We start from the raw sequence: 12,779 nt of genomic DNA, 5'->3' as shown, positions 1-12,779 counted from the left end.
CGTGAATGTGCAGGACGGTAGCGCCGGCCTCGTAGCAGTCCACAGCCTTCTGGATGTGCTCTTCCATCGTCAACGGAAGATCTTCGCGGAAGTCATCAAGCTCCCACTCCGGACCATACGGGGCAGCAGTGATGACCAACTTGTCCTGAAGCTCAGGGAACAGGGCGTCGTCGTGGAAATGCATTGTGGAACTCCTCAGGGATAGAAATGCGGGGTTGGGTGTCTAGCTGATGTCAGTGGCGTCGCGAATCAGAACGGGCGGTCGCCGATGATGCCTGCGCGCTCCATCTTGCGAACGGCGGGCCAGTAGTCCTGGACGGCGTAGTGCTGGGTGGACCGGTTGTCCCAGATCGCGACGCTATTGGGGGTCCAGCGCCAGCGGACCTGGTACTCGGGGATGGTGGCCTGGCTCTGCAGGTAGCGCAGCAGGTCGCCGGCTCCGGGCGCGTAATCGATGCCGCAACGAATGTTGGTGTCGTTGTGGAAGTTCGTCAGGTGCGTGGTGAAGCTGTTGACGAACAGGATCTTCTCGCCGGTCTCCGGATGGGTCCGGACGACGGGATGCTCGGCATCGGGGAACCGTTCCTTCAGCGCGTGGCGCTGCTCGATCGGCATCCGTGCACCGAACGATGCCTCGATGCTGTGACGTGCCTGAAGGCCGTCGATCTGCTCTTTGACGTGTTCGGGGAGGCGCGCGTAGGCCAAGCCCATGTTGACCCAAATGGTGTCGCCACCCACTTCGGGTCCTTGGATGCAGCGCAGGACCGAACCCATCGGAGGGATCTCGCGCCAGGTGGCATCGCAGTGGTAGGAGTTCTCGTACGCTTCACGTGGGCTGTCGAGATCCTTGTAGATGCGCACCAATCCGGGGTTCTCCGGGTCGCTGCCGAGGACCGGATGGTCTTCGAGGGGGCCGAAGCGTTCGGCGAGCTTCACATGCTCGGCGCGGCTCATGTTCTGGTCGCGGAAGAAGAGCACCTTGTGCTCAAGCAGATGCTCTTTCAGCTCTGCGAACAGCGCGTCGTCGTGGGCGACGTCGGCAAGGTCAACGTTGTGCAGTTCGGCACCGATGCTGGACGTGAGACGTTCAACGTCCATCGTGTGAGCAATCGAGCCCGGAGTGACGGGAGTCTGTGTTGCGGTCATGTCATCCTCCTAAGGGACTGAAGTAGTGGATTTCGGGCGGGTCGTGCTTAGAAGGTGAAGATCGACGAACCGACGCTGGTGCCCGCTTCGAGATCGCGGTGGGCCTGTGCGGCCTCTTCCAGTGCGTAGTGCTGGTTGATTTCGACTTTGACCTTGCCGCTGCCGACGAGGTCGAACAGCTCGCCCGAGAGTTCGGCACGCTCGGCCGGGTCGGCGATGTAGTCGGCGAGTGCCGGGCGGGTCACGTACAGCGAACCCTTGGCTGCCAACTGGAAGGCATCGATCGGCGGGATAGGGCCGGATGCGGTTCCAAAGGCAACGAGGAGCCCGCGGCGCGACAGGCAGTCGAGGGAGGTGTTGAAGGTGGTGGCACCGATGCTGTCGTAGACGACCGGGACGCCAGCACCGTCGGTGAGTTCGCGGACTCGCTCGACAATGTTTTCGCGCTTGTAGTTGATGACGTGTTCGCAGCCGTGCGCCTTGGCAACGGCGGTCTTCTCATCGGTCGACGTAGTGCCAATAACGGTGATGCCCAGTTCCTTGGCCCACTGGCAGAAGAGCAGGCCGACGCCGCCAGCAGCTGCGTGAAGGAGGACCGTGTCGCCGGCCTTCAGATTCGGGGCAATTCGTCGCAGCAGGTACGAGGTCGTCAGGCCACGCATTGTCATTGCCGCGGCGGTCTCGAACTCGATGCTGTCGGGAAGGTGAATCAGGCTGTCGATCGGCATCACGCGCTCAGTGCTGTACGCACCGAGGGGACTGCCGGTGTAGGTAACGCGATCGCCTTCGGCAAATCCCTCAACGCCCGGGCCTACGGCTTCGACAACACCGGCGGCTTCTACACCCATGCCCGCGGGCAGCGGTGCCGGGTAGTAGCCGGTACGGAAGTAAGTGTCAGCGAAGTTCAGGCCGACGGCCTCGTGACGAACGCGAACCTCGCCGGCACCGGGATCGCCGACCTCGACGGTTTCCCACTTGAGTACCTCGGGTCCGCCGATCTCGTGAAAGCGAATCGCGTTAGCCATGTGATGTGTTCCTTCTTGCTAGAAAGCTTTGGTGTGATGCAACTGACACCACAGTATTGGGGATAGAATCATCACACTTACCTGTGCGGGACAGTTTTCTTTCCATGTGGGGACATGGATGCGTCTCGTTCGAGTCAGTTTTATGAGCGAAAGAAGGAGTTGCCCGATGTCAAAGCCGCTTGCTCGATATGGAGCCCTCTCCGGGTACATCGAATTGAGTCGGAAGCTGAAGATTGATCCGGTCCCCCTGCTTCGGGCGGCATCTTTGGACCCGGCTGGCCTCGATCTCCAGGATCGATGGATACCCGCAGCCTCAATCGCCCAACTCCTGGAGAACTCGGCAGCCGCCTCGGGCCACCCGGATTTCGCGTTGCGGCTGGCCGAGAACCGTCGTATATCGGCTCTTGGACCGTTGAGTATGAGCGTCCGCGACCAACCCGATGCCCGCGCCGCGCTCGAACTCCTGACGCGCTACCAGCACATGTATAACGAAGCCCTGCACATGAATCTGACGGAGAGCGACGGTCTGTCCACGATCCGGTTGACTGTCGACACCGGCGAGCCAGCACCGGTGCGACAGTCCGTTGAGCTGGCCACGGCAGTGGTTCGCCAACTATTTGGTGGCCTCTTAGGCGATCGATGGCATCCGGTGTCGGTGACGTTCACTCATCCGAAACCGATCGATGACACAACCCATCGGCGACTCTTTCAGGCTCCCCTGAAGTTTTCCGGTGACTACAACGGCATCGTGGTCTACACGTCCGACTTGGACCAACCCAACCGGCTCTACGATCCGGGTTTGGTGTCGTATGCGCAGCGATTGCTCCCGGAGGACTCGGACGATTCGGTGACGGCCGAGACTCGAGTCCGTGAACTGATCGAGATCCTGCTGCCCGCGGGCCGGTGTTCCATCGATCAGGTCGCCCGGAGCCTCGGCGTCGATCGCCGCACGGTGCATCGCAGACTCGCGAAGGAAGGATTGACCTTTAGCAAAGTGCTGGACGACATGCGTGCGGAATTTGCGGAACGGTGGGTTGCCGGACAGCGTTACTCGTTCACTCAGGTCGCGGAGATGTTGGCATTCTCGACTCCAAGCAGTTTCTCGCGGTGGTTCACCCAGCAGTTCGGGATGAGTCCGCGCACCTGGCGGAAACAGGCGCGTCCGGCTGCCTCTGACGAAGGTCAGGGGCAGCCGGACGGGACGGTCGAATCGATCGACTAATCTGCAGCTAGGCCAGTTCAGCAGCGGTGACGGCCCGAACCTGTTCGGGGGTCACTCCGGGCGCACACTCGCGGAGCACCAGCCCCTCTGGCGTCACATCGATGACGGCAAGGTCGGTGATGATGCGTTCAACGACGCCGCGCCCGGTCAGCGGCAGCGTGCAGGCCGGCACAATCTTCGACTCGCCAGAGCGGTCACGATGTTCCATCAGTACGATGACGCGTCGCGCACCGTGGACCAGGTCCATTGCGCCACCCATACCCTTGACCATCTTCCCGGGGACCATCCAGTTCGCGAGATCACCGGTCTCCGAGACCTGCATGCCACCAAGCACAGCGGTGTCAATATGGCCGCCGCGGATCATGCCGAAGCTAAGGGACGAGTCGAAGAACGCAGCTCCGGGGAGCACCGTGACCGTCTCCTTGCCTGCATTGATCAGATCGGCGTCGACGTTCTCGTCGGTCGGGTATGGCCCGGTTCCGAGGATTCCGTTTTCGCTGTGCAGGGTCACGCTGACGCCAGCGGGCAGCATGTCCGGAATCATCGTTGGCAAGCCGATTCCGAGGTTCACATAGCTACCTGAGACAAGCTCTTTGGCAGCACGTGCAGCCATCTCGGGACGGGTCCAACCGGTGACCGGTCCGTCTTCGTTGACCTGTTCAGCGGTGATGTCGATGCTCAGCGTCATGCGCTCGCTCCTGCCATTGCGACGGTTCGCTTCTCGATCGTCTTAGTTTGCGGACCAGTTTCGACAACACGGTTGACGAAGATGCCGGGTAGGTGAACCTGCTCTGGATCGAGAGTGCCAGCGGGCACCACCTTCTCGGCTTGGACGATGCAGACGTCACCGGCCATTGCGGCCAGCGGGTTGAAGTTCATCGCGGCCTTATTGAAGACCAGGTTGCCTTCGGTATCCGCGACGAGCGCGTGTACCAGGGCAACGTCGGCCCGAATGGACTCCTCGAGCACGTAGTCTTTTCCGTTGAACTGGCGGATCTCCTTGGCAGGAGATGCGAGAGCAATGGAACCGTCTGCGCTGTACCGCCATGGGATTCCACCCTCGGAGACCGGAGTCCCCACACCCGCAGGCGTGTAGAACGCCGGGATCCCGGCTCCTCCGGCACGCAGCTTCTCGGCGAGCGTGCCCTGCGGAGTCAGCTCCACTTCGAGTTCCCCCGCCAGGTAGCGGCGGGCGAATTCCTTGTTCTCACCGACGTACGAGGCGACGATGCGGCTGATGCGGCCGGCATTCAAGAGAACGCCCAGTCCGAGGTCGTCGATCCCGCAGTTGTTCGAGACAATTTCCAGGTCGGTCGTGTCCGTGGCTGCGAGGGCGTTAATCAGGGCGTCGGGGATTCCGCACACGCCGAACCCTCCGACTGCGATTCGTGAACCCGAAGCAATATCCGCGACGGCGTCTTGCGTGGTGTTGTAGACCTTGCTCACGGTGATCACGCCGCCGTCTGCTGTGCGTAGCGGGCACTCTGCTCGGTGAGCTTGCGCAGACCGCTTGGGTAGAGTCGTCGGCCGATGAGCAGGGCCACGATGGCACCTACGTAGAAGACCGGCGCGAGTGCCAGTGCACCCTTGAGTCCAAGGCTGTCAGCCAAGATACCGACGATGAACGGTCCCAGTGCCAGGCCCAACAGATTGTTGGCGACGGTCAACGTACCCAGAGCCGACGAGCGAACTGATTCGTGGGTCAAGCTAGCAACCATGGCGGCCGTGGGGCCGGAAATGCCTGCGGAGAAGAAAGCACCAATGCCGAACAGCACGAGCTGAAGCGATCCGTTGTCGAGGCGGAATGCCACGCCGAGTGTGACGAGGGCGATCGAGCAGAACACGATGGCCACGGTCCACTTATTGTTTGCGTTGACGCGGCTGACACGGTCGGTGATGACACCGCAGACCACCATGCCGGTACCGATCAGGAGCACGAAGATCGCAGCGACCTTGCCGGCTTCACCTGTGCCCATGCCGTAGTAGCGGTTGAAGAAGCTCGGCGTCCAGGACAGCAGCGCACCGGCGGTGAACATCTGCAGGCCACCGGCGATGTAGATGCACCAGACCGTCGAATTGGTGAACAGGGTGCGGACGGGCACGCGAATCGAAACATGCTGGCCGTCCTTGATGCCGCTCGTATCCGAATGCACCGCATAGCGGTCAAGTCGCTTTTCGGTGACGATGGCGCGGAAGAGCGCTGCGAGGATCAAACCCAGGACTGCCATCGCGGTGAACGACCACCGCCAGCCGAGGTTGACCGCGATAACGGCACCGAGCGAAACACCGATAACCGAACCGAACGAACCACCAGCCATGAAGGCACCGCTGAGAGACGAGTGCAGGCGCGGGGCAAAGACGCTCAACACAACGGCGATACCGACGCTGCCGTAGGCAGCCTCACCGACGCCGACGAAGAAGCGGGCGATCAACATCTGCTCGTAGTTCGCGGCGATGGCGCAGAAGAGGGTCGCAATGCTCCAGATCACTGCCATCGTCACGAGGCTGCGGACGCGGCCCCAGCGGTCGGCAATCACCGACAGCGGGAAAGTGAGGAGGCCAACCATCAGTGCGACGATGCTGGTGAGGGAGGCGAGTTCGGAGTCAGCAAGCGACCATTCGCTCTTGAGCATCGGGAACACCGCGGAGAGCACCTGGCGCGACATGTAATCCGACAGCAACAGCGCGAAGGCTAAAGCGGCGACGACCCAGGGGTAGATGCGGCGGCGCGGCGGCTGAACGGTGACCGTCTCCGTCTCGACTGAGCTAGCGGGAGGGCTTGTCTGCCCAACCGCCTGCTCGACAGGTGATTGCAAATGGGTCATTGACGTCTCCTAAGGGAAATGGTACGCGGGGCAAGGCGTAGGCTGTCGCAGTTTGGTTGTCCCGCAGCCGGGTGAGCTGCAATACATCCGGGGAACTGATGAGGTGGACATCACTTTATGAGCGGGATGAAAAGAAAACTTGACCCAACGGGACACCGTTCTATCCAGATCGGGACTTCGATTCCCACCTGCCGAGAGTCAGACGGGTCGCATAGACTCCCCACATGGGGAAGAAGAAAAACGCTAAGCAGGCGACGCGCCTACCAAAATCCGCCTACGAAGCCGAACTCTTTCGACTCCAAACCGAGTTGGTGTCCCTGCAAGAATGGGTACGCGACACCGGTGCGCGGGTCGTCGTGATCTTTGAAGGTCGTGATGCCGCAGGTAAGGGCGGCGCGATCAAGCGAATCACCCAGTATTTGAGTCCGCGCGTCTGCCGGGTAGCAGCACTCCCCGCGCCCACCGACCGGGAACGAGGTCAGTGGTACTACCAGCGTTACGTCGCGCATTTGCCAGCCCCGGGCGAGATCGTCCTGTTCGATCGCTCTTGGTACAACCGCGCCGGCGTGGAGAAGGTCATGGGCTTTTGCACGCCCGAGGAGCACACCAGGTTTTTGCGCCAGACACCGATCTTTGAGCAACTACTTATCGACGACGGCATCATCCTGCGGAAGTACTGGTTCTCCGTCTCGAGTGAAGAACAACTCGTCCGATTCCGGGCGCGACGCGACGACCCGGTCCGACAGTGGAAGCTCAGTCCCATGGACCTAGAATCTGTGTACCGCTGGGAAGATTATTCGCGAGCCAAAGACGAGATGATGGTCCACACCGATACGTCACTGAGCCCGTGGTTTGTCGTGGAATCAGACAACAAGCGGCATGCCCGACTCAATATGATCAGCCATCTCTTATCGACGCTGGATTACGAACCGATTGAGCGCCCGACAGTGACTTTGCCGAAGAAGCCCGTCGAATCGGGCAACTATCACCGGCCACCACGCTCGCTGTCGAAGTTTGTGCCCGACCACGTAGCGCGGTTGATAGGTGACACCGAACGGTAAGGTTGCCGCGTGATGTCGGTCCTTCCTTCTCGTCCTGACGTGTTCTCCCTAACCCAGCGGGCCCGCCGGGCGGTGGAGTCTCGCGATGTCGTCTATCTGGTGACGACGGCCGGATTCCCAAATTTCGGTGATGAACTGATTGTCGAGGCGTGGCTGCGCTATCTCGCGGTCCACCGACCGCTGGCTCGCGTCGTCGTCGACTCGCAACGCCCCGGCCAGGCCGCACTCCTGCTTCGACAGGCCAATCGGCGCGCCGTCTTTGTCGACACGATCTGGAATCTGGTGCAGTACGCGTCCGGCGATGCCGCAGGCCCGGAGGTGGACCGAGATGCCCCATGGGAATGGATCGCCCGGGCGACAACCCGCATGGGCGTGGCCCCCCGCGAGGGTGATGGCGTGGAACTCCTATTGCGCGCCAACACAATTCACATTGTCGGCGGCGGCTATCTCAACAACGTGTGGCCGCATCACGCCAACCTCGTCACGGTGGTCGCCGAGGCTGCACGCGTCACGGGTGCCAAGGCCATCGCCACGGGTGCCGGTTTGACGCCAGGATTCACCGGTGCAGCATTGGAACGCTTCCGCTTCGATGCGAGCACCTTTGAGGTATTTGATGTTCGCGATCAACCGAGCGCCGACCTGCTCGGTTCGGTACCGGGAGCGTCGTTCACCGGCGATGACGCCTGGCTCTCTCCGCGTGTACATCGCAGGCCGCGGACCGTACCCGCCACCGGCAACGTGGTGCTGTGCGCGCAGAGCGATCTCACCGACGACTTTGTGTGGCGCGGCCGCACCGGATTTGAAGCCCTGGTGGAGTTCATCGGCGTCACCTTGGACGAATGGGAGGTCGCGGGCAGCGATGTGACCGTCCTCGAGTGCATTCCCGGCCTTGACGTTCAGGTTGCCGAACGACTCGGCGACAGACTCGCAGGTTCGCAGCGGATTCCGTTTCTCCAAGCGTGGCGGTCCGGCCTGCCGGTTTCGCGGGGCAATACGTGGCTGTCAACGCGATTCCACCCGCACTTGCTGGCTGCTGCTGCCGGCGATTCGGGAGTGGCGGTTGTCTCCAAGCCCGACTATTACGCGACCAAACATCGGTCCCTGACCGAGTCTGGGTCTCAATGGACGGTTGTCTCCGGTGGCGATGAGGTTCCCGCCCGGCCAAATGCTGGCGGCTACTCCCCCGCGGATTCGGCTCGCAATAGGTCCACCAAGCGGGCTTTGGCAGCGAGTCTCTACCCCATTGGGGTCCGCCTCCGCTGATCCCTATGCCACTGCCGCAGAATGGCGTAATCTGGTCGCCCTCATGTGGATTGGTTTTCTAGAGTTCGATTTTCTCCTCGGCGACGTGCATTCACTCAAAGGCAAACGCTCTGTGGTTCGCCCCTTCGTGTCCGACGTTCGGCGCAAGTTCGACGTCTCGGTTGCCGAGGTGGATCACCAAGATTTGCACCGCCGAACCAGCATCGGCGTCAGTGTGGTCAGCGGCAATGCCACACATGTCACCGAGGTGCTCGACGCCGTTGAACGGTTTGCTGCCGCTCGACCCGAGATGGAGTTGCTGGCGGCACGCCGACGAATCATCACCTCCGACGAGATGTAAGCAGAGCACCACCGACGACGCGCCGATGAACGGGTTGCCGTCCGAATTTGGCGAGCGTCGTCCCGCCGAAACTGCCGTCGGCTAATCGGTCTCGGCGACAACCACCGATTCAGCGGCGCTCCGGTAAGTCTCCGACATACGGCGGTAAACGGGAGTGAAGAACGAAGCAATCGCGATTCCCACGGTGGCGAGTCCCGCGACCAGGAAGATTAGCGCTATCCCTCGGGCTTCACCGGTTCCCAACCAGGGCCTGAGTAGGTCCGCTCCCGCCGTCGTCCGAGCCCATGGGATCACCAAAGTTTCCGCGAGCGGCGCAACGAGGAATGCCGTCAGCGGCGCGGCTGCCGCTTCCATGGCACCGGCGAGACCAAATACTCGCCCCTGCTGAGGTAGTGGGACGACGCGTTGAATCACGGTTTGCTCGGCTGCCTCGATGAGGGGCACGGTCAGCATGAAGAGCCACACGCACACGATGGTGATCCAAGCGACCTCGCGAATTGCGACCATCATGCCGATAAATCCCAGCGCGATGACCCCCAGCAGCATGGTTCGCATGGGGTTGGACCCCAATCCGAACTTGCCGATAAGCGCGCCGCCGATGAGGAAACCGGTGGCGCCGAACGCGAACACCAGTCCCCATTGCTGCACCGTGAAGAGTTCCAGCCCGTAAGGATCCAGGAGCGCGATGTGCACGCCGCTGACGAAATTGTTGAACATCGAGAACACGATCAGCGCCAGCAGGCCGGGAACCGCAACGACCGCGACCCATGCGCCGCGAATGTCAAAGGTTCCGGATGCGTCGGTTACGGCGACCGTCACTTCTTCTGGCATTGAGATGGTGTGCAAGTGCAGCCACGTCAAGGCGATCGTCGCGATCGCAAAGACGATGGTGGGCCCCATCCCGAAGTAGCCGATCGACAGTCCAGAGAACACACTCGTCACGATGAACGACAGTCCCTGCACCGCGCCGACATAACCGTTGGCGTTCGCGCGACGGTCATCATCGATGAGGATCGTGACCGTCGTCGACAGTGCCACCGACCGCAGAATTTCAACAACGGAACCGAGCAGCACAATCGCCGAGAACGCCCACAGCCACGGGGAGGTCAGCGATTGAATCTGATCCCCCGCGGCCCAGTACACGAGGCCGGCCGCAATGAAGGCAACCGTCGTGAAGGCCGCCGATGCCCGCATGACAGCGAGTTTGCGGAAGCGGTCGACGATGGTCCCGAAGGCGATATTGAAGACGGCAATGGCAAGCATGTAGCCGCCACCGATAAGCCCGGTCGCGACGACGTTCCGCGTGGCGAGATAGATCCAGAAGGTCAGCGCGAACCACAGGAAGCTGGTGGTGAGGCCAGCGACCGCAGTGTTCCCGAGAATCGCCGCAAAGGTGCGATTCCGCGCTCTCGCCGACCGGCGCGGCGTCGGCTCAGCGACCGAACCCTGCATCTCTTAACGCCTGAGCCATCGAACCGCCACCTGAACTGTCGTCGCGGCGTGCCCCCGGCTTGTTGCCGCCGCTTTTATTGCCGCCGCTTCTATTGTTGCCACCCTTATTATGGGCGTTCCTGTTGTTATTGCCGCCCTTGTTTTGACCCGCTCCACGGTTGGTGCCGCCGCGTGCGTCTGCCGTACCACCGGGCTTGCCACTCGGGTCGTCGTTCAATCGCAACGACAGTCCGATGCGCTGACGGTCCACGTCGACTTCAAGGACCTTGACCTTGACGACCTGACCGGAGCGGACCACCTCGTGGGGGTCTGAGACATAACGGTCCGACATCGCGGACACGTGTACCAGACCATCCTGGTGGACACCGACGTCCACGAATGCACCGAATGCGGCGACGTTGGTGACGACCCCTTCCAGGACCATTCCGGGTTTAAGGTCGGAGACCTTCTCAACGCCGCTGGCGAAAGTGGCGGTCGTAAAGGCCGGGCGCGGGTCGCGGCCGGGCTTCTCCAATTCGTTCAGAATGTCGGTCACCGTTGGGATGCCGAACTTCTCGTCGGCAAAGGCCGCAGGCTTCAGGGTGCGCAGCACCTTGGTATCGCCGATGAGTTCGGCCAGTCCGCGGCCGCTACTGTCGATGATCTTCCGGACGACGGGATACGCCTCCGGGTGCACACCCGATGCATCAAGCGGATCCTCGCCGTCACGGATGCGGAGGAACCCGGCGCACTGCTCAAAGGCTTTCGGTCCCAGGCGTGGGACGTCGAGCAATCCGGCACGACTGCGGAAGGCGCCGACCTGGTCGCGGTGGGCGACAATTGCCGTCGCGAGAGTACCGGTAACACCGGACACCCGTGACAGCAGCGGTGCCGACGCTGTGTTGAGGTCGACGCCGACGGCATTGACCGCATCTTCGACGACGGCATCGAGGCTGCGCGCCAGGTTAGATGGCGAGACATCGTGCTGGTACTGACCGACGCCAATCGACTTGGGGTCGATCTTGACGAGTTCGGCGAGTGGATCCTGCAGGCGTCGTGCAATGGACACAGCACCGCGGATTGACACGTCAAGTTGCGGAAGTTCCTGCGACGCATACTCGGAGGCGGAGTACACCGAGGCACCGGCTTCGGACACCACGGCCTTGGTGGGCGCTTTGGCACCGGACTTAGTGATCTCGGCAATAAGTTCGGAAGCCAACTGATCGGTTTCGCGGGAGGCGGTGCCGTTGCCGATCGCGATCAGTTCCACTCCGTGACGGGCTATCAGGGCACCGAGGGCAGCCTTGGCCTGATCCCACTGCTTTTGTGGCTGGTGCGGGAAGATCGCCGTGTGATCGACGACCTTGCCGGTCGCGTCAACAACGGCGACCTTTACGCCGGTGCGGAAGCCGGGGTCGAGGCCCAGGGTGGTGCGCGTACCTGCGGGGGCGGCCAGCAGTAGGTCTTTCAGGTTGGTCGCAAAGACTGCGACCGCGTCGTCTTCGGCGCGGGCGCGCAACTTCATCCGGGCGTCGACTGTCGAGGTGATCATCAACTTGGTGCGCCACGCCCACCGAACCGTGCCGGCGAGCCAGCTGGTGGCCGCACCGGGGTTCGACAGGTCGACGCCGAGGGTTGCGGCAACCATCGCCTGGTAAACCTCATCGTCGCCTCCGTCGAAGGTGAGACCAAGGGCCTCTTCTTTCTCACCGCGAAGCACGGCGAGCACGCGGTGAGATGGCATTGACTCGAGCGATTCGGAGAAGTCGAAGTAGTCGCGGAACTTCTGGGCGGCGGGCGTCGTTTCGGCACCGGCACGAACGGTCGTACGGAGCTGTCCATCAGCCCAAAACTTTTCGCGGATTGCTCCAACGAGTTCGGCATCCTCGGACGCCTGCTCAATCAGAATGTGGCGTGCCCCATCCAGGGCGGCAGCGGCGTCGGCGACGTTCTCACCGACATAGTCCGCAGCGACGACCGCCGGATCCAGCGACGGATCGGCAAGTAGCGCCTCAGCGAGCGGAGCCAGGCCAGCTTCGCGCGCGATTTGGGCTTTGGTTCGGCGTTTCTGCTTGTACGGGAGGTAGATGTCTTCCACCCGAGCCTTGGTGTCGGCAGCCATCAGCGACGCTCGCAGCGCGTCGGTGAGCTTGCCCTGTTCATCGATCGAGGCGATCACGGCGGCCCGGCGTTCGTCGAGTTCCCGCAGGTAGCGGAGCCGTTCGTCGAGGAGGCGGAGTTGCGCGTCATCGAGGCTGCCCGTCACCTCCTTGCGGTAGCGGGCGATGAACGGGACCGTTGAGCCTTCGTCAAGGAGCTTCACGGCCGCGATGACCTGGCTTTCACCGACGGCAAGTTCTTCGGCGATGCGGGCGGTAACGGACTTGAGGGGCGCACTGATGGTCACCGCATGCAGGCTACCGAAGGCGGCCGTAGCGGGTATCCACCGAGGCATCGCTATCCCGC

At 62.1% G+C, this 12,779-nt stretch carries 12 protein-coding genes; 4 read left to right on the top strand and 8 right to left on the bottom strand.

The genetic code is table 11. From position 1 onward, the window contains the following. The 3 genes from WBA38_RS07385 to WBA38_RS07375 form a co-directional block, all read right to left on the bottom strand. Nucleotides 1-184 (bottom strand): 3-keto-5-aminohexanoate cleavage protein (locus WBA38_RS07385; protein ID WP_424321788.1); only part of this gene is annotated, 184 nt, incomplete at its 3' end. A gap of 65 nt (nt 185-249) precedes the next feature. Beyond that, nucleotides 250-1,098, bottom strand: coding sequence for a TauD/TfdA dioxygenase family protein (locus WBA38_RS07380; protein WP_424322411.1), 849 nt, complete (start codon nt 1,096-1,098; stop codon nt 250-252). Nucleotides 1,099-1,193: 95 nt separating this feature from the next. After that, nucleotides 1,194-2,171 carry a quinone oxidoreductase family protein gene (locus WBA38_RS07375; RefSeq protein WP_424322407.1) on the bottom strand — a complete coding sequence of 326 codons (978 nt, stop codon included), beginning with the start codon at nt 2,169-2,171 and terminating at the stop codon, nt 1,194-1,196. 166 nt (nt 2,172-2,337) lie between these two features. Here WBA38_RS07375 and WBA38_RS07370 point away from each other — a divergent pair, with 166 nt between their 5' ends. After that, nucleotides 2,338-3,393, top strand: a complete 1,056-nt coding sequence (locus WBA38_RS07370; protein ID WP_424295800.1) for an AraC family transcriptional regulator — start codon at nt 2,338-2,340, stop codon at nt 3,391-3,393. Between the two features lie 7 nt (nt 3,394-3,400). Here WBA38_RS07370 and WBA38_RS07365 read toward each other — a convergent pair whose 3' ends face one another. The 3 genes from WBA38_RS07365 to WBA38_RS07355 are packed head-to-tail and all read right to left on the bottom strand — an operon-like array spanning nt 3,401 to nt 6,218. Continuing rightward, nucleotides 3,401-4,081: a CoA transferase subunit B gene (locus tag WBA38_RS07365; protein WP_424295799.1), complete on the bottom strand. Its 681-nt coding sequence runs from the start codon at nt 4,079-4,081 to the stop codon at nt 3,401-3,403. Next, nucleotides 4,078-4,839 carry a CoA transferase subunit A gene (locus WBA38_RS07360; protein WP_424295804.1) on the bottom strand — a complete coding sequence of 254 codons (762 nt, stop codon included), beginning with the start codon at nt 4,837-4,839 and terminating at the stop codon, nt 4,078-4,080. Before WBA38_RS07360 ends, WBA38_RS07365 begins: the two co-directional genes overlap by 4 nt. 5 nt (nt 4,840-4,844) lie before the next feature. Beyond that, entirely contained in the window at nt 4,845-6,218 is a 1,374-nt protein-coding gene (locus WBA38_RS07355) for an MFS transporter (RefSeq protein ID WP_424295797.1), read from the bottom strand. Nucleotides 6,219-6,442: 224 nt separating this feature from the next. On the opposite strand from WBA38_RS07355, the gene ppk2 reads away from it, so the two are divergent. Genes ppk2 through WBA38_RS07340 form a run of 3 tightly spaced genes read left to right on the top strand, consistent with a single transcriptional unit; the run spans nt 6,443 to nt 8,882 of the window. Next, nucleotides 6,443-7,279, top strand: coding sequence for a polyphosphate kinase 2 (gene ppk2 / locus WBA38_RS07350; protein WP_424295795.1), 837 nt, complete (start codon nt 6,443-6,445; stop codon nt 7,277-7,279). A gap of 12 nt (nt 7,280-7,291) precedes the next feature. Next, nucleotides 7,292-8,542, top strand: a complete 1,251-nt coding sequence (locus WBA38_RS07345) for a polysaccharide pyruvyl transferase family protein (RefSeq protein WP_424322410.1) — start codon at nt 7,292-7,294, stop codon at nt 8,540-8,542. 43 nt (nt 8,543-8,585) lie between these two features. Continuing rightward, on the top strand, nt 8,586-8,882 hold the full coding sequence (locus tag WBA38_RS07340; RefSeq protein WP_424322409.1) for a DUF503 domain-containing protein: 297 nt from the start codon (nt 8,586-8,588) through the stop codon (nt 8,880-8,882). Nucleotides 8,883-8,963: 81 nt separating this feature from the next. Here the strand turns inward: WBA38_RS07340 and WBA38_RS07335 are convergent, their stop codons facing one another. Then, complete coding sequence (locus WBA38_RS07335; protein ID WP_424322406.1) at nt 8,964-10,334, bottom strand: MFS transporter; 1,371 nt, start codon at nt 10,332-10,334, stop codon at nt 8,964-8,966. After that, nucleotides 10,315-12,768, bottom strand: a complete 2,454-nt coding sequence (locus tag WBA38_RS07330) for a Tex family protein (RefSeq protein ID WP_424295788.1) — start codon at nt 12,766-12,768, stop codon at nt 10,315-10,317. The genes WBA38_RS07335 and WBA38_RS07330 overlap by 20 nt, the downstream gene beginning before the upstream one ends. Nucleotides 12,769-12,779 lie beyond the last annotated feature (11 nt).

The organism is Gordonia sp. (in: high G+C Gram-positive bacteria), from assembly GCF_049647785.1.
Lineage (GTDB): Bacteria > Actinomycetota > Actinomycetes > Mycobacteriales > Mycobacteriaceae > Gordonia.
The sequence above is the reverse complement of the archived record's forward strand: the minus strand, read 5'-3'. Positions and strand labels throughout refer to the sequence as shown.